This is a genomic window from Propionivibrio sp. (genome assembly GCF_041441355.1).
Lineage (GTDB): Bacteria > Pseudomonadota > Gammaproteobacteria > Burkholderiales > Rhodocyclaceae > Propionivibrio.
In genome coordinates this window covers 42,392-66,846 of sequence record NZ_JASDTF010000017.1, presented here as the reverse complement: position 1 = coordinate 66,846, position 24,455 = coordinate 42,392, and the positions used below count along the sequence as shown (strand labels likewise).

The 24,455-nt window shown below is 62.3% G+C and carries 18 protein-coding genes and 1 riboswitch; of the genes, 6 read left to right on the top strand and 12 right to left on the bottom strand.

Annotated features, from left to right (window positions below; all coding sequences use genetic code 11):
- Positions 1-11: 11 nt before the first annotated feature.
- The 6 genes from QMB55_RS05645 to QMB55_RS05620 all read right to left on the bottom strand — a co-directional run bounded on the left by QMB55_RS05645 (position 12) and on the right by QMB55_RS05620 (position 8,599).
- Positions 12-1,958: a GmrSD restriction endonuclease domain-containing protein gene (locus QMB55_RS05645; protein WP_497587703.1), complete on the bottom strand. Its 1,947-nt coding sequence runs from the start codon at positions 1,956-1,958 to the stop codon at positions 12-14.
- Positions 1,955-2,740, bottom strand: a complete 786-nt coding sequence (locus QMB55_RS05640) for a DUF4391 domain-containing protein (protein ID WP_497587702.1) — start codon at positions 2,738-2,740, stop codon at positions 1,955-1,957. The genes QMB55_RS05645 and QMB55_RS05640 overlap by 4 nt, the downstream gene beginning before the upstream one ends.
- Positions 2,737-5,931: a helicase-related protein gene (locus tag QMB55_RS05635; RefSeq protein ID WP_497587701.1), complete on the bottom strand. Its 3,195-nt coding sequence runs from the start codon at positions 5,929-5,931 to the stop codon at positions 2,737-2,739. The genes QMB55_RS05640 and QMB55_RS05635 overlap by 4 nt, the downstream gene beginning before the upstream one ends.
- 3 nt (positions 5,932-5,934) lie before the next feature.
- On the bottom strand, positions 5,935-6,120 hold the full coding sequence (locus QMB55_RS05630; RefSeq protein ID WP_497587700.1) for a type II toxin -antitoxin system TacA 1-like antitoxin: 186 nt from the start codon (positions 6,118-6,120) through the stop codon (positions 5,935-5,937).
- A gap of 89 nt (positions 6,121-6,209) precedes the next feature.
- Positions 6,210-6,863, bottom strand: coding sequence for an inovirus Gp2 family protein (locus QMB55_RS05625; RefSeq protein ID WP_497587699.1), 654 nt, complete (start codon positions 6,861-6,863; stop codon positions 6,210-6,212).
- Positions 6,864-7,171: 308 nt separating this feature from the next.
- Positions 7,172-8,599 (bottom strand): YfjI family protein, encoded by a 1,428-nt coding sequence (locus QMB55_RS05620; RefSeq protein WP_497587698.1) that lies wholly within the window; start codon positions 8,597-8,599, stop codon positions 7,172-7,174.
- 981 nt (positions 8,600-9,580) lie between these two features.
- Between QMB55_RS05620 and QMB55_RS05615 the strand changes: the two genes are divergently transcribed.
- The 3 genes from QMB55_RS05615 to QMB55_RS05605 all read left to right on the top strand — a co-directional run bounded on the left by QMB55_RS05615 (position 9,581) and on the right by QMB55_RS05605 (position 13,403).
- A complete protein-coding gene (locus QMB55_RS05615; protein WP_497587697.1) occupies positions 9,581-11,203 on the top strand; it encodes a methyl-accepting chemotaxis protein in 1,623 nt (540 codons plus the stop codon).
- A 73-nt stretch (positions 11,204-11,276) separates the two neighbouring features.
- A complete protein-coding gene (locus QMB55_RS05610) occupies positions 11,277-12,419 on the top strand; it encodes a GGDEF domain-containing protein (RefSeq protein WP_497587696.1) in 1,143 nt (380 codons plus the stop codon).
- 93 nt (positions 12,420-12,512) lie between these two features.
- Positions 12,513-13,403 (top strand): dienelactone hydrolase family protein, encoded by an 891-nt coding sequence (locus QMB55_RS05605; RefSeq protein WP_497587695.1) that lies wholly within the window; start codon positions 12,513-12,515, stop codon positions 13,401-13,403.
- Positions 13,404-13,640: 237 nt separating this feature from the next.
- Here the strand turns inward: QMB55_RS05605 and QMB55_RS05600 are convergent, their stop codons facing one another.
- On the bottom strand, positions 13,641-15,104 hold the full coding sequence (locus QMB55_RS05600; protein ID WP_497587694.1) for an NAD-dependent succinate-semialdehyde dehydrogenase: 1,464 nt from the start codon (positions 15,102-15,104) through the stop codon (positions 13,641-13,643).
- A 99-nt stretch (positions 15,105-15,203) separates the two neighbouring features.
- On the opposite strand from QMB55_RS05600, the gene QMB55_RS05595 reads away from it, so the two are divergent.
- A complete protein-coding gene (locus QMB55_RS05595) occupies positions 15,204-15,713 on the top strand; it encodes a C40 family peptidase (RefSeq protein ID WP_497587693.1) in 510 nt (169 codons plus the stop codon).
- Between the two features lie 24 nt (positions 15,714-15,737).
- Here QMB55_RS05595 and QMB55_RS05590 read toward each other — a convergent pair whose 3' ends face one another.
- Positions 15,738-16,418 (bottom strand): YjbE family putative metal transport protein, encoded by a 681-nt coding sequence (locus tag QMB55_RS05590; RefSeq protein WP_497587692.1) that lies wholly within the window; start codon positions 16,416-16,418, stop codon positions 15,738-15,740.
- A 266-nt stretch (positions 16,419-16,684) separates the two neighbouring features.
- Between QMB55_RS05590 and QMB55_RS05585 the strand changes: the two genes are divergently transcribed.
- Complete coding sequence (locus QMB55_RS05585) at positions 16,685-18,577, top strand: potassium transporter Kup (protein ID WP_497587691.1); 1,893 nt, start codon at positions 16,685-16,687, stop codon at positions 18,575-18,577.
- Between the two features lie 37 nt (positions 18,578-18,614).
- Here QMB55_RS05585 and QMB55_RS05580 read toward each other — a convergent pair whose 3' ends face one another.
- The 4 genes from QMB55_RS05580 to thiD form a co-directional block, all read right to left on the bottom strand.
- Positions 18,615-19,049 (bottom strand): hypothetical protein, encoded by a 435-nt coding sequence (locus tag QMB55_RS05580; protein ID WP_497587690.1) that lies wholly within the window; start codon positions 19,047-19,049, stop codon positions 18,615-18,617.
- 158 nt (positions 19,050-19,207) lie between these two features.
- Positions 19,208-19,972 (bottom strand): phosphatase PAP2 family protein, encoded by a 765-nt coding sequence (locus QMB55_RS05575; RefSeq protein ID WP_497587689.1) that lies wholly within the window; start codon positions 19,970-19,972, stop codon positions 19,208-19,210.
- A 112-nt stretch (positions 19,973-20,084) separates the two neighbouring features.
- Positions 20,085-22,001: a phosphomethylpyrimidine synthase ThiC gene (thiC, locus tag QMB55_RS05570; protein WP_497587688.1), complete on the bottom strand. Its 1,917-nt coding sequence runs from the start codon at positions 21,999-22,001 to the stop codon at positions 20,085-20,087.
- 54 nt (positions 22,002-22,055) lie between these two features.
- Positions 22,056-22,922 carry a bifunctional hydroxymethylpyrimidine kinase/phosphomethylpyrimidine kinase gene (gene thiD / locus QMB55_RS05565; RefSeq protein ID WP_497587687.1) on the bottom strand — a complete coding sequence of 289 codons (867 nt, stop codon included), beginning with the start codon at positions 22,920-22,922 and terminating at the stop codon, positions 22,056-22,058.
- Positions 22,912-23,018: riboswitch (TPP riboswitch) on the bottom strand. Its footprint overlaps the gene before it by 11 nt.
- A 134-nt stretch (positions 23,019-23,152) precedes the next feature.
- Here thiD and QMB55_RS05560 point away from each other — a divergent pair.
- Complete coding sequence (locus QMB55_RS05560; protein ID WP_497587686.1) at positions 23,153-24,430, top strand: carbonic anhydrase; 1,278 nt, start codon at positions 23,153-23,155, stop codon at positions 24,428-24,430.
- Positions 24,431-24,455 lie beyond the last annotated feature (25 nt).

Here is a 24,455-nt window from a genome sequence, read left to right as displayed (position 1 = left end):
GGTTTTACTCTTTAGGCAGCTTGTTCGAGCGCCAGGATGTCTTTCTTGATGTATTCACGGAAGGCGGACACGGAAGTGAAGCAGCGGTAACCTGCGGCACTGGCTAGCGCGAGCATTTCTGCAGCTTCATCCAGCAACACAACGACTGGTGCTGATAGCTCCTCCTGAATGCCATTTGGCCAGGCCAGATCGAACACGGCTTGTTGTTCGCCAGTTGCCGGGTCTGCAAAGTCGTAGTTCATTTCACCAGGTGGCAGTCCTTGGCTGACAACCCAGTCGTTCAGTTCGGTCAGTTGAGCCTCTTCAGCTTCGTTGCTGATGCCTCCGGGGACCGGGATGGTAAGCGCTTTCTTGGTCGCTGTCCCGTCGAGCCAATGCGTTTCTCCATGCAGCAGCTCTTCCATACGCTTATTGGCTTCAGCGGCCAGCAGCTCCTTGCGTGCTTCCAGGAAGTCCCGGTAGTTCTTCATCTTCCAGAGTTCCTTATCCATCGGTATCCACTGGGTAGCCAGTGCTCCGGGATGGCGTTGCTCGAACACGGCAAAGTACTCTTCCGGCAATCGGTCGCTGATTTCCAGATTGGTTTGCTTGGTCTGGAAGCAGAAATTCGCCAGCGCATTCACTTCTGCACGCTTGTAGTCCAGCTTGTAGAGCTGCGCCTTGGGGAAAATGTGATGTACCTCCAACTTGCTCATCTTGCCGAGCAAGTTCGCTTTCAGCTCGATTCCAGTACCCCAGTCTCGTGCTCCACCCATGCGGGTAAGCATGTACAGCACGGGGTAGAAGCGAGCGCCCAAGCTCCAGCCGGTGAAGTGCTCCGGTTCGATTCGCAAACCACCGCGCCAGAAACGCAACTTGGTGAGGAGCCCGTCAATGCCACCGTTTTCGAGGGCAGCCAGATCTTCGTCAATGGTGGATTCGGTATTGCCGGAATAACGACCCCACATCCCGGCCTGAGCAAACCAGAACAGCAGCTTGTCACGCTGCTTTTCATCCAGTTGGCCTTTGTTTTGGTCGAGGAACCGAACCATGACCGGGACAGCAAAGCGTCCGAACAGTACCTGTTCATGGTCTAGGCCAAGACGACCACCAATCAGATTGAGGGAGGTATCAATGGCCTTGGTGGAGCGCTTCAGGCCATCCTGAATATCCTCTGCCGTTTTGTTATCGAGGTGGCTGAACTTGGCTTCGCCGGTCAGGACCGTGTTGAGAGAACGCAGTAGCCAATCGAGATTGAAGTTGAAGTCGGCTTGTGCCCAGTCCTTGAGCTTGCTCTTCATAGTGTCGCGAGCTTCAGGCCAATCGGCGCAGATTTTCGCCAAGGCCAAGTCGCCCTTCGACAATTTGGTGCCGCCGCTATTTACCCGGTTGAAGATATCGACCACGACATCGAGGGATTTGTCGGCGCCTGTGACCTCCTCAATGTGCAGATCAACATCAGAGATGCCGAGAAGCTGGCTTAAACGACCTACATAGATGCCGATCTTCGGACCCAGTTCCGGCTGCTGAGTCAGCTTGGTTACAAATCCACCCAGCCCAGCAGTCCCGGCTTGCATCAAGGTGCTGACATCAATCCACAGCGGATCGCCTTCCATCTTGAGCGGTTGGTAGAACGAAAACGTCTCGTTTTCGAGGTGGAAATGCAGGCCAGAAAATGCCTTGGCGTTGCCATCGAAGAACTTGGGAGGTTTGCCGCGAATCACTCCGTACAAGGAGGTCATTCGTTGCTGGCCATCGAGTAGCAATTTGACGATGCCAGAGACCACGGGACCATCCCCCCGTTGTGCCGCAGTCTTTGCTTCAGTTGCCCAGACCAGAAGACCGCCTACGGGATGACGGCGGTAAAGCGAGTCAAAAAGTCCGCGCACCTGGTCTCCGCTCCAGACGTAACCGCGTTGGAATTCAGGCAAGGCCATGTGACCGCTATCAATGTGGTCAAGAATGGTCGAAATTTTCATGCTTTCTCCGTTCTGAGCAGCCTGAGGGACTGTGTTTCGTCTCGTTCCAGGCGCTTGATTTCCGTATTCAGTTCAACTTGCCGAGCTATCTGTTTTTCCTTGGTCGCAGCGGCTTTGAGTCGGGCAATTTCTACCCTCAGCTTTTTCACTTCCTGAAGTGCCTGATGACGTTCTACCGCATGTTCCCGAGAGGAGGTGATAGCGAAGACGCCTGTGATGAAGGCCGTTTGCAGGGCGATCACCGTATCCATCCATCCTTGATAAAGGGCGTGTAGGGAAAGGCCTGGCTGCTTGTCGAGTGCAAGCGCATCGACAAATTGCTGTACCAGGTCGGAGCGTCCAGGCGAATGCAGGTTAGTCTCCAATACTTCGCCATCGAGTACCGTCTTCCCCGCTTCGTTTTGCGCCCAGCGTTTATGAGCCAGCGAGATACTGACGCCGGATGGGGAATACGACATTAGGAAGGTTGGGTAGGGAATTGCACGATGTACCAGTTCGGCGATGCGACTGGCTTTGGCATCAGGGCGAAGGTTGAGGCTCAAGATGGCAATTTCGAGGTAATCCCGCGCTTCATCCTGATAGGCCGGAATGCCCACCGTCACCGGTTTCAAAGCGGCTAGCCATTGGATATCTTCAATGCCGTCGGTGATGGCACGCTTATCTGCCGCTGTCGGCATCCCTGTTTCGATCAGCATTTTCTTCGGAATACGCTGGTTGACCGCAGCACCCTCCGGAAAACCCAGCGCAGCGACAAGGCGGGACAGATCGAAACTGACCGTCAATTCGGCAGCTCCGGCAATACCACCATGTACCCGACCACTTCGAAATCGTTGCTGCCTGCGAACTCGCCTTTCAAGGCGTGGGTTCCTCCCGGCGTAAACAAGCTGGCAATCGCTCTTTCTTCGCTCTTGCCCACAATCGAGCTAACAGCGGTAGCGAGCAATTGCTGAACCGATGTCATGTCTGCGCCGTGCTTGGTCTGTCTGTCGAAGCGCTGAATAGCGGCTGAATCGGGGATGTCGCGTCCCAGACTGACTCGCTTGAGCCAGTCCAGGATGCGCTTAGCTTGCGTGTAGGGAAGTTCGACTGATCCCGTTTCACTGACATGAACGAGGAAATGTGGCGCCAGCGGATAGCCTGCATCCGTGACTTTCTGCGCAGCTGTCCCTTCCGCTCTGAGGCAGAAAATGACGCCCGGCGTGATGTCGGCATCCATGCTGGTGGTGACTGCGCAAGCGCCCAGAGGCAAGGATTCCAGCTTGCCGGGATGTGCTTTGAGGTATTGCGCCAGGTCGATGCGGAAGTCGGTCAGCGTCAAATCGGTAATCGACACACCGGAGGAAAGGTCTTCGAGGTCGATCACCGTGTCTTGCAGCTTGAGCAGTTGCTTTCGTCGGTATTCCAGGTCGTTCATCGGGTTGCCGGATTGCTGCTCGATCAGGTTTTCTTCACCGGTTGCTGAGATGTCGAGCAAAACCATCCGTCCGCTCACCCGTTGTTCGAGATTGATGTACTCGTCCAGCTCCATGTTCGGCCAGAAATTCACCAGCTGAATCCGCTCGTTGGGCGAACCAATCCGGTCGATACGACCAAAGCGCTGAATGATGCGGACCGGGTTCCAGTGGATGTCGTAGTTGATCAGCCAATCGCAGTCCTGCAGGTTCTGACCTTCGCTAATGCAGTCTGTGGCAATCAACAGGTCCAGTTCGCCTTCATGCGCCAGATCGGCGGGACGTTCCTTGGATCGGGGTGAAAAGGCGGTCAGGATGGATGCGAGATCCTTGCGAAGGTGCGGAAGGCTGGTCTGATTTCGTCCGCTTCCTGTCACCAGGGCGCTTTCGATACCAAGCTCTGTTTTCGCCCAGGCGGAGAGTTGTTCGTAAAGGTAGGCTGCCGTATCAGCGAAGGCCGTGAAGATGATGATCTTCTTGTTGCCGGGGTTGGATGGGTGTTCGAATTTGTGGGCAATGACTTCTCGCAATGCGCTCAGCTTGGCATCCCGAGAGGCATCAACCTGCTTGGCTGCTGCGTACAGTGCTGCCAGGCGATTGCGGTCTTCGATCAAATCTTGTCGCCAGCGCAACAGATCGACATCGCTCAACAGCACTTTGACCTTGCGGCCAACCAACAGGCTTTCGAAGGCTGGATCGTCGATATCGACATCGGCAATGTCCAGTTCCTCAAACTCTGGATCGTGTGCCTCGATACGCGCCAGGGTAGCCTCAACATCCTTCAGTTGCCGGTGAACGGTCAGCGTGAAGGACGACACCGCGCTTTCCATGCGTTTGAGCACATTGACGCGCAACAGGTGAATCAGGCTTTCTTCACGGTCGACCTGCCGGAAGAAGCTTTCTCCTCCGCGAATTTGGGTGCTGTATTTGGCGTCGTAGTCGGCTTGCTTGTGTGGCAAAACGTAGCGTAGCGGTGCATAGGCAGCCAGGTTGAGACGACGAATCTCTAGGTTGATGTCTCGAATCGAACGAAACTCGCCTGCGCGATCCACATCAGGCTTGATGTTGATCGGTGGCAGTCGTTGCGGGAACGAGCCGGTCTCTGCTGTGCCGTAATACTTCTGAATGTGCTTGCGGGAGCGCGCAATCGTTAGGTGATCCAGCAGCGTGAAGTAGTCAAAGCCCAACATTTCGACCAGGCGATTGGGCGTCTTCTCTTCATCGTCGAGTGCTAGCCAACGGTTGAACTGAGCTTGTGCCTTGCGAGTTGTGGCTTCAATGCTGGCAATGCCGTGATCCATCAGCGCCATGTCGTCGCCTTCAGTCGCAAAAGCGATTTGATTCCGCAGATCAGCGAGTCGGTTATTGACTGGCGTGGCGGACAACATCAGCACTCGTGTCTTGACGCCTTCCTTGATGATCCGGCGCATCAGGCGGTCGTAGCGGGATTCTCGTCCCTTGTGCGTCGCCTTGTTGCGGAAGTTGTGCGATTCGTCGATGACAACTAGGTCGTAGTTTCCCCAGTTCACATGGGCAAGGTCGATATCTCCTGACGCTCCGCCTTCACGAGACAGATCGGTGTGATTGAGCACATCGAAGTTGAAGCGGTCGGCAGCCAGCACGTTGCGCCTGTCGTTGGCCTTGTAGAGCGTCCAGTTGTCGCGCAAACGCTTCGGACACAACACCAGCACTCGGTCGTTGCGAAGCTCGAAGTATTTGATGACGGCCAAGGCCTCGAATGTTTTTCCGAGACCAACGCTGTCGGCAATGATGCAGCCACCGAAACGATTCAGCTTGTCGATTGCACCGACAACGCCATCACGTTGGAACTTGTACAGCTTCTTCCAGACCAGCGTATTGCGAATGCCTGTGGCAGATTTGACGATGCGCTCCTCATCCATCTCATCTTCCGTGTTGCTGAAGAGGTGGAAGAGAATCAGGGCGTAGAGGGTAAATGGCGGGGTATTAGCAGCTAATGCTTCCACGGCTTCGACGAACGCAGCTTTGCTCGCAGCATCGTGAGGAAGGCTGCTCCACTGCATGTCGAACCATTGGCTTAACATCGCTGCTTCGTCTGCTGTATCCGATGCCTGAATAAGGTTCAGGGGATTCCCCGGTGTAATGCCCAAGCCATCGCTGGTCAGCCCAAACGAGCCCATTACGACCTGCTGTGCAGAGGTGGTCGCATCACGAACGACCGCTACCCCCTGTGGCACCTTTCCTTTGGCCAGGCGAATCTCAGCCTTGGCCTTCGCCCATTCTGCACACCGCTTTGCCAGCCAACGTGATTGCAACTGGTTTCTGGCTGCACGGTCAGCTTCGTTACCAAGCAACTTCAATTCCCCATCGACTGCGGGAAGCACGATGTTGCTTCGTTTCAGGCTCTCCAGTTTGGACTGAAGTGCTGAGAAGGCAAATAAGGAGAATTCCGGGGTGATGAGATCGAGCTGTCCATCCTTCTGCAACTTGGGTTCAAGGAGGTCAATGAGGCGATCAGTGCCGGAGTTTTTAAGTACGCGCATCGGCTAGTTCTCCCCTTTGCTCAGGGGTGTCGGCGATGCCTGCAGCTTGGCCTTTTTGGCGTAGTCCATGACCAGAACCTCAATCATGGAAGCCAGGGAGCGATGTTCACGATCTGCCGCTTGTCGTAGCAGGTCTTTGATCTCAGCAGTGGTCCTGATGGTCAGCGTTTCGTTCTTTTGGCGTGACATAGCGAGCCTCGTTGGCAATGACTGCCAATGTACTGCCATTTCATGGCCTGTTCAATGCCAAGCAGTTATTTGTTGCTGGCTGCCAGCGGCTAAATGCGGCTGGTTCCGAAACTATGCACACCGTCGCCGAAATGCTTGGTTTCTGCTTTGCAGAGGTAGCTGACGCGATGAAAAAAGTCGTTAAATGCATCCCGGTCATCGCTGGTGAGCTTGTAGCCGTGTTTTTTCGGTATATGGACGAGACCATCCATATCCTCGACCGGCAACTTCAATGCGCTGGACCATGCTTCTACCAAAAGATTGAACAAATTCTTCCTGCCGATTTTGAACTTGCCGAGCTTGAAGAAAGCGTCTCTGTTGAGCAGTATCGCCAGGTGGTAGTGCGGCACTCCGTGCTTCCCGATTTCCCTGCACCAGATGTGGCTGACTGCTGTGCCGTGAGCGTGTCCAGACTTCTTTTCGCGCAACAGCCTTTTGTGCTCGATTTTTGCCCGCAATGACTTGAAAAAGCGTTCCAGTGGCTTGTTGGTTTGTGCGTCGTCAATCAATTGATTGGTAGGGAATCGAAGGTCAACGCGGAATGCAAAAGTCTTCCGATGTTGCAGCAACGCAAGTCGAGCGACGTATAACGTTCTCGATAGATATTCTTCGACCAGGGGTGCGTACCGGTGCTGAACGTCAAATCCTTCGTATGACTCGCCGAAGAACAGCTTCAGGTTGTTATTTTTTGGGTGTCGTTTCATGAAGAATTTCAGCTATCTGATGTTCTGCTAACTATCTGTATTTATTGTTATTTATATATTACCATTGCCGAAATCTGCTGTGCTGGCATCCCGGTGCATTCGTTTTCATCGAGTGCCGGATTGCGGGTGGCTTTGCAAGCCAAGCGTACTCGCGGGAAAAACTATCTGGCATTTCAAGTGGCAAGTGATGCAATGGAAGAGAAATAGGGTGCTACTCTGCTATTTCTGCGACGAATAGCGGAAATAGCAGGAATAGCGCCCTTGGCGTAGCATTTGTTACATTGGCTTTGAGCTAGCAATGCTCTGGCTTAGGGAGACCTGATCACATCGACCCAGGTCGTTTTGTTGTACTTGAAGATCTGAATACAACCCCAGTTGGCTAATGTGTAGAGTGCCGAATCAAACAGAGTTTTGTTGCGGAGACTGTTCGGCGCACATTGACGAATCAAATTCTTGCGGATTCGATACGAATTGACGCGGCCCACGGTACGAAGGATGCTGTTCCAAAGGTCCATCGCGTCAGTCTGCCAGGCCGGCACCGATGGAACTTGACCAAACAGGCGCTTGAACTCAGTCAGAAAATAGTCGCTGACTGCGATAGCCGCTTCCGTCGTTTCGACGGAAATATCTCCGTCGCTATCTCCAGCCAGATGAAAAATGGCGGCCAATCTAGCCATGTTGTCACCGATCTTTGAGGCTGCATCACGAACATCTGCTAACTGGCCGATGGGCTGGAGGTTCTCCTCGATGAAATTATGATGATTGCGGCAGAGTTCCTTTGCTGCAGGCGTGAATTCGAGTGCCTTCTTTTCCTGCTGCAATTGGCCGGATTCATCGATGGCCGAGAGTAGTAAGCTCTTCGTCCATCCATGAAACTCGTCGAGGTCGGCTGAGCAGTCGAAGTCAGTAAGCAGCTCAAAGCGTTGGCCTTGTGTCGAGATCGGGTAGCACAACAAGAAGCGGGCTAAGAATCCGTTCGCACGTGCCAGTTCGCCTTTGGTCTTGAGGAAAAAGTAGAGGACCTCTTGTTGAACCATCAGGCTCATCGTTAGAGTTGCAGCATCAACGATCAGCGGAGCCTGCCCTTTACGATTTACACGGATAGTTCCTCCGTCCCAGGCGATGTTGAATACGCCGAGATTGTTCATGGTTCTGGCGTTGAAAATGGCGCAAGCGTCGTTGGAGAAAAGTCCGGTGAACGCGTTATTGGCCAAGTGCTCGATGATGGCTTCGGGTGTGGCATCGTTGAGCAAAATTGAACTCAATACCGGCTTGACCGGTGCGTTGGCGATAATGTCCGTGAGCCGTTCCTCCAACGCATGAGTGTCTTTTCCGGAAGCTGCTGCACGCTTCAAAGCCACCATCACGCCGCTGCGAAGCGCCTTCCAAGTGGCAAGTTCGGGTTTGAAGGCGGCATTGGCCTTGTCAAACGCTTCCTGAAGCATTTCCTCCACCTCTGCCAACGCTTGGGTGGCAAGCTTGTCGCAAGTGGTCTTGCGTTCGCCGGATGCCGCAATAGCGAGCAGGAACAGCGCAATCTCCGATGAAAGGCCATTGAACCGAGTGACACGATGGCCAGCGGAACATGCGATGCTAGCTGCAGAGAGGATAGAGATAACGCAAATTGGAATTGGCGCTTTTACCTTGAAATGGAGTGCCATGACAGCCTTTTGCAGACGACGTGGCATTCGAATGAGGGGGAAATTGTTCGGGTCGAATACGACGGGCATTGCCATGATCAACCTCCCTTCCGCGAAATCAGCGGAATAAGCGTGGGGTCAATCGGTGCTTGAAACGTTTCAACGGCTGAGTCTAATAGCAGTGCAGGAGATTTCAGACTGAATTCAGCCACTGCCTTTGCAAGCGTCAGTGGAAATGCGTTTGGATTACGATGGTGGTACATAGGGTGGTGCCCTTTCTGGCGATCAAAATGCCAAGGTTCATTTCGGTAACTAACTGGTTGGTACTGAGTTCGCGGCAGGGCCCTTGCAGCGAATCAGATCTAGTTCATGAATTTCTGGGTCGTTTTCCTCCTTTAGAATTAGCGGATATTCAGAGCAGCTCGCAGTTCGCCAACGTTCCAGCGGGTATGCGAACCAAATTTTTTGGGCTGCGGTAATTCGTTCCTGCGAAGCCGTGACCAGATGGTCGGTGGCTTGCAGCCGAAAAGTGCGGCAACTACGTTGACGTCTACGTGCGCCGCGTTTGGTAAATCGTCAAATTCTGTAAGATCCTTCTTTCGCATCGATTGTTTGTCCTCCGTCATCTGTGGCGTTGTTCGGTGACGCGATTTTCCTGAGATTTGCGACTTTTCCATCGACGCGAAAAACCCCGAATATCGCGTCTTGACAAATCGTGGCGGCATAGGGTTGAGATGTAAGCGGCGGACCGGGCCTAGAAAAGCTGCAGTGGTCAGTGGGGTAAAATGCGAACGTCCGCTCTGCGGTCGTTCGAGAGGCATCGATCTGAGGTGGGTACAATTCGGTTGAAAGCACCCTAAAATCGAAACGTAGTGATGCTTGTGATCGATGGGTAGCTAGACGGGTAGCTAAAGGCTATAAAGCCAAGTCGAAGCGGGTGCAGTCAATTGAATATAAAGAAAAAATATTTTTTATTTGGAGCAGTACGACATTGTCCTGTTGTGAGATCGTTGCAGGCGACAGGGTGCGAGAAATGAGCTATAGCGTTTTGAACGAGACAATTTTTTAGAGCCCGCCATGAAAATCAACCTGCCTGTTACGCAGATCGAGGTGCCGTTTCCGAAAGGTCGGTACATCGTTTCGCGCACCGACCTTAAGGGTGCGATCACCGTCGTCAACGATACGTTCGTCGAGATCAGCGGCTTTACCCGCGAGGAACTGATCGGAAAGAACCACAACCTGGTGCGCCACCCGGACATGCCGCCGGCCGCCTTCGAGTGGCTGTGGTCCACGGTCAAGAGCGGGCGCCCGTGGCGGGGCCTGGTCAAGAACCGCTGCAAGAACGGTGACCACTACTGGGTCAACGCGCTGATCGTTCCGGTCATGAAGGACGATCGGACGATCGGCTACATGTCGGTGCGCACCGAAGCCTCGCGCCAGGAGATTGCCGCCGCCGAGGCTTTCTACGCCAAGCTCAAGGCCGGCTCGGCGCACGTGCCCAAGACCCCGCTCTGGAAGCGGCTGTCGCTCAAGGCGAAGACCGGCACGTTGCTGGCCTTCCTGCTTTTCGATCAGGCGCTGGCGCTTGGTTTGCACACGATGTCCGATACCCTGGGCCTGAGCGATGCCACCGCCGACACCATTCTCGCCGTGTTCGGCGGTTTCGGCATGGCCGCGACGGTGGGGCTGTTCTTCGTCCTGCGCGAAGTGCTGACCATCATCGGGCGTCAGGTTGAACGGCTCGATCACATCGCCGAGGGCAATCTGACCGACGAGATTCCGCTTGGGCGCGAGGATGAGTTGGGGCAACTCAACGACGCGCTGATCACCATGCAGACCCACCTCAAGGCGATGATGGCGGAGATCGCCGAGGCCGCCGATTCGATGACCGACAACAGCGCCGCGCTCAGCGCGCAGATGCAGCAGACCGAGCAGGCGACCGGGCTGCAGTCCGAATCGGTGGCGCGCATCGCCGCGGCGGTCGAGGAACTGGTGGCTTCGGTCAACGAAGTTGCCGACAGCGCGCAGCAGGCCGCGGAAGCGGTCGAAGCCTCCGACGCCCTGCTCGGACAGGCGTCGGCGAGCATGGGCGAGAGCCTGGCGGCGACGGCCAACGTGGTGCAGACGGTCGACAACGCCGGGACGACGATGTCCGAATTGTCGCAATCGATCCTGGCCATCGACCGGATCAGCCAGGTCATCCGCGGCATTGCCGACCAGACCAACCTGCTTGCGCTCAACGCCGCCATCGAGGCGGCGCGTGCCGGTGAGCAAGGGCGCGGCTTCGCGGTCGTGGCTGACGAAGTGAGGAAGCTCGCCGAGCAGGCCGGCAAGCAGACCAGCGAGATCACGGCCAGCGTGCAACAGATCCAGAACGTGACCCAGGTTGCGCTGACGGCGATGCAATCGGCCGGAGCGCACGTGGCGAGCACCGACGCCGCCCTTGGCGCGGCGCGTGGCGGTCTCGACTCGGTGGCCGAACACGGCGAGAAGGTCGCGTCGATTTCGCACCACATTGCCGACGGAACGCGCCAGCAGGCCGCGGCCGGCAACGAAATCGCGCAGCAGGTGGAAAGCATCGTCAGCGGCATCGAACAGACTTCGGCCGCGGTGAGCGACGTGACCGAACGCAGTGTGCGCATGCGCGAGAGCGCGGCCGGCCTGCGCCGGCTGATTGGCTTCTTCCGTTTCATCCGCTGAGGACGGAACGCGGAACCGGGAGGATGTTTCGGTCGTCGGCAGAAGGTCGGGAAACTGTCCGGGAGGTGAGCGGATGAAGACTTTCGTCTGGAGCGACGAGTACGACACCGGTTCGAGCCTGATCGACACACAGCATCGCCGCCTGCTTGACCTCATCAACCGCCTGGCCGGCGCGTTGACCGCCAGCGAGGCCGATGCCGAAGCCCTGGTGCAGGAGGCATTCGCCGGTCTGATGGCCTATGTGCGCGAGCACTTCGCCACCGAGGAAGCTTTGATGCGCGCGCAGCAGGTCGATGTGCGCCATTTCGAGCCGCACGTCCGCTCGCACGACCAGTTTGGCGAGCAGGTGCTCGCGATGTGGACGGCGCGTTCGGCGATCGGCAATCCGTCCGAAGTCTTCCTCTCCTTCCTGACCGCCTGGTTGTGCATGCACGTCCTCGGCGTCGATCAGGCGATGGGGCGCCAGCTCGACGCGATCCGCGCCGGCGCGTCGCCCGCCGAGGCCTGGGCGGGCGAAGAAGCGCGTTCGCCGGAGAAAGCAGGCGAGGCCTCGATCACCGCACTGCGCAACACTTACCGCGTGGTCTGCGCGCTCAGCACCGATCTGCTGCTGGCCAATCGTCAGCTCGAGGAACGCGTGGCGCAGCGTACCGCCGAACTGCGCGAGGCCAACGAGGCGCTGCGCGTCGCCAACCATAAGCTCGAGGTGTATGCGCAGACTGACGGCCTGCTCGGGATCGCCAACCGCCGCTATTTCGACGCACGCCTGATCGACGAATGGCGGCGGGCGCTGCGCGAACGGCAGGCGCTCGGTGCGCTGATGATCGACGTCGACGACTTCAAGGCCTACAACGACCACTACGGCCACCTCGCCGGCGACGATTGCCTCAAGGCGATCGCCCAGGCCATCGCCGGGCGGCTGCAGCGCCCGGTCGACCTGCTCGCCCGTTACGGCGGCGAGGAGTTCGTCGTGCTGCTGCCGAACACCGGCCGGGACGGCGCCTTGACGGTGGCACAGGACCTCTGCGCCGCGGTGCATGCGTTGGACCTGCCGCACGCGTGTTCGCGCGTTGCGCCGCGGGTCACGGTCAGCATTGGCGCCGCCGCCCGTCTGCCCGACAAGTTCGGCGATCCGAGCGGCCTGATCGCCGAAGCCGACGACGCGCTCTACCGTGCCAAGCAGCACGGGCGCGACCGGGTCTGCCTGTTCGACTGAGGCCGGCGCCTCCAGGGGAATTCGCGACGCCGCACCGGGTCTATGGCGTGCGGCGAAAGCCTGCCGCGCTTTCCCTCAGACCAGGAGACTGCCATGCCGAACGAACTCGAACCGGGCGCCGATTTCGCCAGCCTGCAACCTGCTGTTCCCGTCGACCGTAGGGGCTTCATCGTCAGCGCGCTGGGCGCCGGCTTCGCGCTCGCCGTGCAGCCGGTGATGGCGCAGACGGCGATCCAGACCCCAGCCACCGGCCTGCTCGCCGGCGAAGTGAAGATTCCGAGCGAGGGCGGCGAAATGCCGGCCTACCGCGCGCAGCCGGCGCAGGGGCGGGATTTTCCGGTGGTCCTCGTGGTGCAGGAAATCTTCGGTGTGCATGAGCACATCAAGGACGTCTGCCGCCGCCTCGCCCAGCGCGGCTATCTGGCGATCGCGCCCGAACTCTTCGCCCGGCAGGGCGATCCGCGCCCCTACACCAACACCCAGCAGCTGATCGCCGAAGTGGTGAGCAAGGTGCCCGACGCGCAGGTCATGGGCGACCTCGACGCCTGCGTGCGCTGGGCCCGTGCGCAGGGCGGCGACCTCGCCCGGCTGGGCATCACCGGCTTCTGCTGGGGCGGGCGGATCACCTGGCTGTACGCCGCGCACAATCCGCAAGTGCGGGCCGGGGTGGCCTGGTACGGCCGTCTGGTCGGCGCGCCGACGCCGCAGACGCCGCAACAGCCGCTCGATCTGGCGGCACGCCTGCAGGCGCCGGTGCTCGGGCTTTACGGCGGGCAGGACCAGGGCATTCCGCTCGAGAGCGTCGAACGGATGCGGGGGGCGCTGGCCGAAGGCACGGCCGCCAGCCGGGCGTCGCAGATCGTCGTTTTCCCCGAGGCGCCGCACGCCTTCCACGCCGACTACCGGCCCAGCTACCGCAAGCCCGAGGCCGAGGAAGGCTGGCAACGCCTGCTGGCCTGGTTTGCCCGCTATGGAGTGGCCTGAACGCACGTGTCCTGAGGGATGCTGCGATGTTGAAAGCCGGCGAGCTGCGGTCTTGCGCAGGCTCGCCAGGCATTCAACGAACGAATAAGTCAGTGTTCAGGCCGTGCGGCTGCGATCCAGCATCGGTGTGCCTTCCAGACCCGTCCGGGGCCAATGGGGGCGCGCCTTGCGGCGACGGTCGCGCCGGCGCGGACTGGTGCGGGCGCCGGAGCGGGAACTGGCGAAGGGAGGATCGGCTCAGCCGATCCCGAAGCACAGCGACTTGATTTCGAGGTATTCGTCGAGGCCGTGCTTCGAGCCTTCGCGGCCGAGGCCCGATTGCTTGATGCCGCCGAAGGGGGCGACCTCGTTCGAAAAGAGGCCGGTGTTGATCCCGACCATGCCGTATTCGAGCGCTTCGGCGACGCGGAAGCCACGGCCGATGTCGCGCGTGTAGAAGTACGCGGCCAGGCCCGATTCGGTGGCGTTGGCCAGGGCGATGGCTTCCTCTTCGCTGGCGAAGCGGTAAAGGGCGGCGACCGGGCCGAAGATCTCCTCGCGCGAGAGGCGCATCGCGGGCGTGACGCCGGTGAGCACGGTCGGCTCGAAGAAGGTGCCGCCGAGCGCGTGCCGGCGTCCGCCGAGCAGCGCCACGGCGCCGTGCCCGAGGGCGTCGGCGAGCAGGGCTTCGACCTTGTCCAGCGCGGGCGCGTCGATCAGCGGCCCCTGGGCGACCCCGGCGCGTTCGCCCGGGCCGACTTCGAGCGCGGCGACGCGGTTGGCGAAGCGGTGCGCGAATTCGTCGTAGATGCCGGCCTGGACGTAAAAGCGGTTGGCGCAGACGCAGGTCTGCCCGGTGTTGCGGAACTTGGCGGCGAGCGCGCCTTCGACCGCGGCGTCGAGGTCGGCGTCGTCGAAGACGATGAAGGGGGCGTTGCCGCCGAGTTCGAGCGAGAGCTTCTTCACCGTCGGCGCGCATTGCGCCATGAGCAGGCGCCCGACCTCGGTCGAGCCGGTGAACGAGAGTTTGCGCACCGCCGGATTGGCGCACAGCTCGCCGCCGATCGCGGTCGGCTCGCCGGTGATCACGTTGAGCACCCCGGGCGGCAGGCCGGCCTCCTCGGCCAGCGCGGCCAGCGCCAGCGCGCAGAGCGGCGTCTGTTCGGCCGGCTTGACCACCGTCGTGCAGCCGGCGGCGAGCGCCGGCGCAACCTTGCGCGCAATCATGGCGAGCGGGAAATTCCAGGGCGTGATCGCGGCGACGACGCCGACCGGCTGGCGGATCGTGATCAGCCGCTTGTCGCGCGTCGGGCTGGGGATGCTCTCGCCGTAGGCGCGCTTGCCTTCCTCGGCGAACCATTCGAAGAACGAAGCGGCGTAGGCCACTTCGCCGCGCGCTTCGGCGAGCGGCTTGCCCGATTCGGCGGTGATCAGCCGGGCGAGGTCGTCCTGGTGCGCGAGCAGGCGTGCCTGCAGGCGCATCAGCAGGGCGGCGCGCTCCTTGGCCGTGGTCTGCCGCCAGGCGGCCAGCGCGGTTTCGGCGGCGGCGATCGCGCGCCGGGTTTCGGCGGCGCCCATCAGCGGGACTTCGGCGAGGCCGTCGCCGCTGGCCGGATTGCGTACCGGGAAACTGCGGCCGTCGTCGGCGGCGAGCCAGCGGTCGCCGATGCGGGCCAGGGTACGGAGGAGGTCGGGACGGGCGAGCGGCAATGAGGCGTTCATCACGGGATCGGGGGTCGGGCGGCAGGCGCTCCGGGCGGAGCGGAAAAACAAACGCGCCGTTCAGGGCGCGGGCGAGGGTGACAGTTTATACTCCTGCGCATGCAATTTCGATCCTTGCGCACCGTCCTCCCGTTGCTGGCGCTGCTCGCCGGGTTGTCCGCGTGCTCGACATCGCCGCCCACGCCGGCGGATAGCGCGCCAACGCCGGTCGTCGGGCCGCCGCCGCAGCCCGAGCCGGGCAGCGAAGTCACGATCTTTGCCCTCGGCCTGCTCGACACCGGTTACCGTTTCGGCGGCAAGAACCCGGATGCAGGGCTCGATTGCAGCGGCATGGTCTCGTACATCTACGAGCGGGCTGCGGGGATGCGCCTGCGCGGCAGCGCCGCCGACATCGCCCGCCAGGGGCGCTCGATCGAAGCGGCCAAGCTGCGCCCCGGCGACCTCGTCTTCTTCAATACCCGCAACAAACCCTTTTCTCACGTCGGGGTGTACATCGGCGGCCAACGGTTCGTGCATGCGCCGTCGAGCAACGGCCGGGTGCGCATCGATTCGCTCTCCGCCCGCTATTACGCGCAGCGCTTCGAAGCGGCGCGTACCTACTTCGACTGAGCGCCGCGTCTTCGCAGGCCCGCCCTAGCGCGCGCGGCGTGACCAGGCGCCGAGCGTCACCACCACTGCTGCCCCGGCGAGTGAATAAGCCCACGGCGGAACGGCCAGCGCGCTTCGCAGCGGCGCCAGCAGGCGCTCATGCACCAGGAGCTCGCCCGCGACCCCGCCGAGCAAGGCGCCCCCAAGCATGACCAGGGCCGGCAGACGGCGCACCAGTTGGACCATCAGGCCGCTGCCGAAGATCACGATCGGGATCGAAAGCCCGAGCCCGCAGGCGACCAGCAGGCTGCGCGCACCGCTGGCGCTGGCGTCGGCGACGGCCGCGACGGCGACGACGTTGTCCAGTCCGGTCGCCAGGTCGGCGAAGAGGATGGTGCGGATCGCCGCCAGCAGCGTGTCGCGTTCACCGACCTCGGCTTCACTGTTCTCTTCACCGCACAGGGCGACGCCAATCCAGAGCAGGAGCAGCGCGCCGAGCAGACGCAGGCCCCCGACCTGGAGCAGTTCGGCGGCGAACAGGGTGAGCGTGACGCGCAAGCCCACGGCGACGACGACCCCCCACAGGATCGCCTGGCGCCGCGTTCCGGGCGCCAAGCGGCGCGTGGCCATGGCAATGACGATGGCGTTGTCGCCGGAAAGCAGCAGGTTCAGCCAGGCGATTTCGAGCAGGCTGAGCCAGAAGGCGGTGGAGAAGAGTTCGGCCATGCGGGCCTCGAGGAAGCTGTTCGCGCCGAAGACGCTGCGCGTTTATCCACTTTGGGCGAGGTCGCGCCTGATGGCAAGTTGGCCGGGCCTCTACATTGTTGCCGGAACGCCACGCTTGGTAGCGTAGGTGCGACTCCGCCGGAGCCGGAGACCGCTGCGGCGCGGGCAAAGCGCTATGATGGCCGCCCGTATCGCATGCGCGCTTGCGCTCGTTGGCGCGCCCGCCGCCTTTAGCGCCAGCGGCGCCTCGGCCGAGAAGGAATCCCATGTCCCACAGCTCGTCCGCTTTTTTGCCCCCGAACCGCTTGCGCGCCCTGGCCTTGGCGGCGCTCGGCGTGGTTTACGGCGACATCGGCACCAGCCCCCTGTATGCCCTCAAGGAGGTCTTCGGCAGCGCGCATCACCCCGTGCCGATCACCCCGGACAACGTGCTGGGCATCTTGTCGCTGGTGTTCTGGGCCTTGATGATCGTGGTGACCGGCAAGTACGTGTCCTTCGTCATGCGCGCCGACAACAAGGGCGAGGGCGGGATCATGGCGCTGATGGCACTGGCCTTGCGCAGCGCGGAGGAGGGCACGTTGCGGCGGCGGGCGATCGTCGTGCTCGGGCTGTTCGGCGCCGCGCTGTTTTACGGCGACGGTGTGGTGACGCCGGCGATTTCAGTGCTTTCCGCGGTCGAAGGCCTGGAAGTGATCACCCCGGCCTTTCAGCCCTATGTGTTGCCCATCGCCCTGATCGTGCTGCTGGCGCTATTCCTCATCCAGTACCACGGCACCGACCGTGTCGGCAAACTCTTCGGGCCGGTGATGCTGCTCTGGTTCGCCGTACTCGGCACGCTCGGCGTGCGCAGCATTGTCGCCGCGCCGGCCGTGCTGCAGGCCGTCGATCCGAGTTGGGCGTTAACGTTCCTGATGGCGCATCCGAAGCTTGGCTTTCTTTCGCTCGGCGCGGTGGTGCTCTGCCTGACTGGCGCCGAGGCGCTTTACGCGGACATGGGGCACTTCGGCCGGCGGCCGATCCAGCTGGCCTGGTTCGGCTTGGTGCTGCCGGCGCTACTGCTCAACTATTTCGGCCAGGGCGCGCTGCTGCTCACTACGCCCGAGGCGGTCGAAAACCCCTTCTACCTGCTGGCGCCGGAATGGGCGCTCTACCCGCTCGTCGCGCTGTCGACGGCGGCCACGGTCATCGCCTCGCAGGCGGTAATTTCCGGCGCCTTCTCGATCAGCCAGCAGGCCGTGCTGCTCGGCTACTCGCCGCGCCTGGACGTGCAGCACACCTCGGAGCGCGAGATCGGCCAGATTTACCTGCCGGCGATCAACTGGCTGCTGCTCGTGGCCGTCGTCGTGCTGGTCCTCGGTTTCGAGTCCTCGAGCCGCCTGGCCGCAGCCTATGGCATCGCGGTGACCGGGACGATGCTGATCACCAACCTGCTCGCCTTCGTCGTCGTGCGCTGGTTGTGGGGTTGGCCGACCTGGCTGGCGGTGCTGTTGGTCTTGCCTTTCCTGGTCATCGACATTGCCTTCTTTTCTGCCAACGCGACCAAGATTCTCGACGGCGGCTGGTTCCCGTTGGTCTTCGGCCTGGCGGTGTTCGTTGTCCTGAGCACCTGGAAGCGCGGGCGCGAGTTGCTGCGCGAGAAGGTCGCGCTCGAGGCCGTGGCGCTTGAGCCTTTCATCCAGAGCCTGGCGCTGGGCGGCGCGACGCGCGTGCCGGGCACGGCGGTCTTTCTCACCGGCCATCCCGACGGGGTGCCGCGCGCCTTGCTGCACAGCCTCAAACACTACCGCGTTCTGCACGAGCGCATGGTGCTGGTGACCATCCGCGTCTTCGACGTGCCTTACGTGCCGGAGATCGATCGGGTCGAGGTCGCCGGGCTGGGCGAAGCGTTCTGGCGCGTGACCGTGCACTACGGCTTCAAGGATGAGCCCGACCTGCCCGCAGCCTTGCAGGCCTGCGCCCACTTCGGGCTCGAATTCGAGATGATGGAAACGAGCTTCTTCCTCGGTCGGGAAAGCCTGCAGTTGCGCAGCGGAACGCCGATGGCGCGTTGGCGGCAGCTGCTGTTCGCAGCGATGTATCGCAACGCGACGAGTCCGACGCGTTACTTCAAGCTGCCCTCGAACCGCGTCGTCGAACTCGGCTCACAGGTCGATTTTTAGACTTCACCACCGCGCTCGGGAGGGCGGCAGCCCTGCGTCAGCGGGTCCGTGTTTGCACGCGCCCGGCGACGACCTCGACGCGGTCGCCCTTGGCCAGGCTGGGCGCTTCGTCCTGCTCGTAGCTGGCGAAGCTGCCGTCGTCGTGGCGCACGACCAGCGTGTAGTAGGTTTGCCGCGCCTGCCGGGCTTCGCGCAGCGCCTTGGGCGTCGTGCCGGAGGCCAGCACGGTGGTCGTCTGCAGGCCGCTGCCCGCTGCCGGCGCGGTTCGTTTGGGCGGCGCTTCGCGCTGCTCGCTGCGCACATTGACCAGCGTTCCGCAGGTCGGGCAGGCGCCCGCAGGGTCGGCGCTCTGGGTCAGCGCCCGGACTTCGTCGGGGGTCTGTGGCAGGATCAGGTGGCTCTGGGCGAAGCCCGGTGTGCCGAGGGTCGTGCCCAGGCCCAGCAGGGCCAGCATGCAGACGGTCGATTTCATCTCGCTCCCCATTCGTGGTCGTGCGCGATTGCGCTCCGGCGCATCGTAGCACCGCGTCCGTGGTCGCAGGCGCGGCGCGCGACAAACTGGCGCGGGAATGGCGGACGGCGTTGCACCGCGCCGACGGTACGCGTCGGTCGCGGGGCTTGGGCGAGCCTTCAGGGGCGCGCTTCGACGAGCTTCGGCCGTGCGGCGATGGGCGAGCTTGAGGCCAGGCCCAGCGGGCGGGCGAAGAGGGCGAACAGTGCGACGATCAGCGCGCTGGAGAGCCAGGCCGTCCACAGGGTGTGCGAGAGGAAGTGCTGGCCGCGCATCTGTTGCACCCAGCCGAGGGTGAAACCGGCGAGCAGGCCGAAGGCGAACACGGCGCGGGCGCGGGCCGGCGCGTGCGGCAGCCAGAATGCAGCCAGCGCCGAGAGCCACATCGCGCTGCTGGCGTGCCCGGCGGGAAAGCAGTGCCCGGCGGCCCAGTCGGCGGGAACGACGTCGAGCAGGCGCAGGAAGGGATTGTGGCCGCCGTAACGGTCGACGCCCCAGGGACAGTGCAACGCCGAACCGCGCTTTAAGGTGGAGATCAGCAGCGGTTCGAAGAACGCGGCCAGGGCCGAGATGCGGAGTGCCGCGCGGGGTGCCGGTGCGAGCCGCGCGAAGGGCCGGATCAGATCGAGCAGCGCGCCGGCCATCAGCAGGAAGCCGATCCACATCAGCACGTTCTTCACGTAGCCGTGCATGAAGGCGGTGGCGAACCAGGTCTTGTCCCACGGGAAACGCTGGCTGGCCGGGTCGAAGTACAGGTCGGCAAGCCACAGGTCGAGGTCGGTGTATTGGCCGAGCACCAGGATGATCAGGGCGCTGGCCGCCAGCAGCGCCAAGGCGCGGGTGAGCCAGGTCGGGGCGTCGTTGTGGCGGGAGAAGAAAGGCATGGCGGGCTCCGGGATGATGGCGCCGAGTATTCCCGCATCGGCTTAAACGAAGCTTAAAAAGCCCGCAAAAAAGCCGCCTCTGCGGGCGGCTTCGGGGCGAGACCGTGACGGCTCAGAGCTTGCGATAGACCTCGGCGCCGGTTTTGACGAACTCGACGGCCTTGGCTTCCATCCCCTTGCTGAGCGCTTCGTCTTCCTTGATCCCCTGCTGCGCGGCGAAGTCGCGCACGTCCTGGGTGATCTTCATCGAGCAGAAGTGCGGGCCGCACATCGAGCAGAAGTGGGCGACCTTGGCCGATTCCTTGGGCAGCGTTTCGTCGTGGAAGCTCTTCGCCTTGTCCGGGTCGAGGCCGAGGTTGAACTGGTCGTCCCAGCGGAACTCGAAGCGCGCCTTCGACAGCGCGTTGTCGCGGATCTGCGCGCCGGGGTGGCCCTTGGCGAGGTCGGCGGCGTGCGCGGCGAGCTTGTAGGTGATGATGCCTTCCTTGACGTCGTTCTTGTCGGGCAGGCCCAAGTGTTCCTTGGGCGTGACGTAGCAGAGCATGGCCGTGCCGTACCAGCCGATCATCGCCGCGCCGATGCCGCTGGTGATGTGGTCGTAGCCGGGGGCGATGTCGGTGGTCAGCGGGCCCAAGGTATAGAACGGGGCTTCCTTGCAGTATTCGAGCTGCAGGTCCATGTTCTCCTTGATCATGTGCATCGGCACGTGGCCCGGGCCTTCGATGAAGGTCTGGCAGTCGTGCTTCCAGGCGATGTCGGTGAGTTCGCCGAGGGTCTTGAGTTCGGCGAGCTGGGCTTCGTCGTTGGCGTCGTAGATCGAGCCGGGGCGCAGGCCGTCACCGAGGCTGAAGGCGACGTCGTAGGCCTTCATGATCTCGCAGATGTCCTCGAAGTGCGTGTAGAGGAAGCTTTCCTTGTGGTGCGCGAGGCACCACTTGGCGAGGATCGAGCCGCCACGCGAGACGATGCCGGTCATCCGGTTGGCGGTCATTGGCACGTAGGCCAGGCGCACGCCGGCGTGGATGGTGAAGTAGTCGACGCCTTGCTCAGCCTGCTCGATCAGCGTGTCGCGGAAGATTTCCCAGGTCAGTTCCTCGGCCTTGCCGCCGACCTTTTCCAGCGCCTGGTAGATCGGCACGGTGCCGATCGGTACCGGCGAGTTGCGGATGATCCACTCGCGCGTCTCGTGGATGTTTTTGCCGGTGGAGAGGTCCATCACCGTGTCGCCGCCCCAGCGGATCGCCCAGGTCATTTTTTCGACTTCTTCCTGGATCGACGAGCCGAGTGCCGAGTTGCCGATGTTGGCGTTGATCTTGGTCAGGAAGTTGCGGCCGATGATCATCGGCTCGGCTTCCGGGTGGTTGATGTTGGCCGGCAGCACGGCGCGGCCGCGGGCGATTTCGCTGCGCACGAACTCGGGGGTGATCTCGGCCGGGATCGAGGCGCCGAAGTTTTGTCCGGGGTGCTGGCGACCGAGCAGGGCGGCGAGTTTTTCACCCTTCGGGCCGCTGGCGCGTAGAGCGTCAAGGTAGACGCGGCGGTTGTTGTTCTCGCGGATGGCGACGTATTCCATCTCCGGCGTGATCAGCCCGCGCCGCGCATAGTGCATCTGACTGACGTTGGCGCCGGGCTTGGCGCGCAGGGGCTGGCGGTGCAGGCCGGGGAAGCGCAGTTCGTCGAGGCCCTTGTCGGCGGCGCGCTGGCGGCCGAATTCAGAGGAGAGGTCGGCGAGCTGTTCGGTATCGCCGCGCTCGGCGATCCAATTGGCGCGCACTGCGGGCAGCCCCTGGCGCACGTCGATACTGGCCTGTGGGTCGGTGTAGGGGCCGGAGCAGTCGTAGACGAAGATCGGCGGATTCTTCTCGCCGCCGAAGGCGGTCGGGGTGTCGGCCTGACTGATCTCGCGCATCGGCACGCGGATGTCCGGGCGCGAGCCTTCGACGTAGATCTTGCGCGAGTTGGGCAAGGGCTGGATGGCGGCGGCGTCAACGTGGGCGTCGGCCGCGACGAATTTGTCGGTGGCGTTCATGGCAAGTCCAGGCGGAGGAAACGGAAAGACGAAAGGAAAACCGGGGCGGGGCGATCAGCGCGTCGGCCAGAGTGCGTGGAAGTGATGCACCGGCCCGTGCCCGGCGGGCGAGCCGGCGACCGCCAGTTCGTCCGCCCGGGCAATGGCGCGGGCGAGCCAGGCGTGCGCCTCGCGCACCGTGCTCGGTACGTGGTCGCGTTGCGGTAGCAGGGCGGCGATCGCCGCCGAGTAGCTGCAGCCGGTACCGTGGGTGTGGCGCGTGGCGATGCGGCGGCTCGGCAGTTCGTACATCTTGTCGCCGTCGAAGAGGAGGTCGACGAGGTCGTCGCCGGGCAGGTGGCCGCCTTTGAGTAGCACCCAGCGTTCGTCCGAATGCGACAGCAGCTCACGCAGCTTTTCAGCGGCGCGCCGCATCTCGCGCACCGACTCCGGCGCGCGTTCGCGCAGCAGCACGCCGGCTTCGGGCAGGTTGGGGGTGATCAGCGTGGCGAGTGGAAAAATGGCTTCAAGCAAGAGGGCGATGGCGTCGTCGGCGAGCAGCGCATCGCCACTCTTGGCGATCATCACCGGGTCGAGCACGAGGTGGGGTAGCCGGCGGGTGTACAAGCCGTCGGCCACCGCGCGCACGACGCCAGCGTTGCCGAGCATGCCGATCTTGGCGCTGGCGATCGGCACGTCGTCGAACAGGGTGTCGAGCTGCAGGCGGATGAAGTCGTTGGGCGGCAGATGGACGCCGGTGACGGCGCGCGTATTTTGCGCGGTGAGCGCGGCGACGACGCCGCAACCGTAGACGCCAAGCGCCGAAAAGGCCTTCAGGTCGGCGAACAGTCCGGCGCCGCCGGACGGATCGATGCCGGCGATCGAAACGACGTTGGGGATCGCGCGGGGCGCGGATGACGGTGAAACGGAGTGGGTGATCATGGTTTTTCCCTACGACGGCATTACCCGTACAGGTTCAAAGGGACTCTCTCAGCCGCGCCGGATGGAAACCTGAGCGCAGCACCCCTGATGGAACTCGCCAGAAGGTACTGGATTTGGCCCTTCAAGGCAAGATTCGCCCGCTTTTGAGGCGTTCTTTCCGGGGCGGTTCCCGGGGGCGAAGAAAAATGACTAAAGTATTCGCAAGGATGTCCGTGAATCGTTCTATGGGTATGCAACACAAACTTTGGCGCGCGGGCTTTGCCCGCCGCGCCGTGCGATTGGCCGCGGTCGCTGCGCTGTCGGCGAGCGTGGGCGCGCAGGCGGCCGCATGGGTGGTCGTCGCCAGCGAACCGGGTAAGCGCGTGGAGGTCGATCGCGACAGCGTCGAGCAGGTGGGCGAAGGCACCACGGCGAGAGGGCGGGTGGTGCTCGACAAGCCGATCGTGGACCCGCGCACCTCCTCAGGCTACCGCATCATCGAAATCTTCAACCGCTTCGACTGCGCCGGGCGCACCTACGCGACGCTCAAGCGTGCCTACTACAAGGACGAGAACGATCTCGTCCGCCAGGAGGAAGTGCGGTCGCCCTTCGATATGCCGGTGCGCAGCGGCACGCCCGACGACCGGATGATGCGCGAAGTCTGCCGGCCGGCCGGGGTTGCGGCGGCGCCACCGACGACCGGACGGGCCATCGACAAGGTCAACGCGCTGGCGGCCGAACTGCGGCCGGCCAACGAAGCGATGGTCGAGCGGGCGGTGCAGAAGGAGCTCACCCGTGCCCGAGGGCGCACCCCGACGGCTTCACGGTCGGCCTCGGGGGCGCGTGAACCGGCGCCTGTGGCCTGGGCCTACAGCGGTCCGGGCGGGCCGGAGCACTGGGGCCGCTTGAAAGGCGAATACGCCCAGTGCAGCAATGGCTTCCGGCAGGCGCCGATCGACCTGCGCGAAGGCATCGCGGTCGATCTGGAACCGCCGCTGTTCGATTACCGGCCGGTCAGTTTCCGCGTTGAGGACCGAGGACGCTGGTTGCAGGTGTCACCCTTCGGCGGCGGCTTCTCGTTGCTCGGGCGCACCTATGCGTTGGAGAACGTCCGTTTCGTGCGGCCGGCCGAAACGCTGCTCTCGGGGCGGCAGGCTCCGCTGGAGGCGCAGCTGCTGCACCGTGCGGCGGACGGCAGCACGGCCATCGTCGCCGTGCTTTTCGACGCCGGGACGGAAAACCGCTTCGTGCAGGGCGCGCTCAACGACCTGCCGCTCGAACCCCTGGGCAGCGTCCAGCCGCCGGGGCGCGCGCTCGATCCGGGCGAACTGTTGCCGGCCGGGCGCCGTTATTACACTTTCCTGGGGTCGCTGAGCACGCCGCCGTGCAGTGAGGACGTGCTCTGGCTGGTGTTCAAAGAGGCGCAGCAGGTCTCGATCGAACAACTGGCCATCCTGCAGCGCCTCTATCCGGCCAACGCGCGGCCCGTCCAAGCGGCCAACGGCCGCATCGTGAAGGAGTCCAGGTAGGCGCGCGGTGGTACGATGCGCGCTC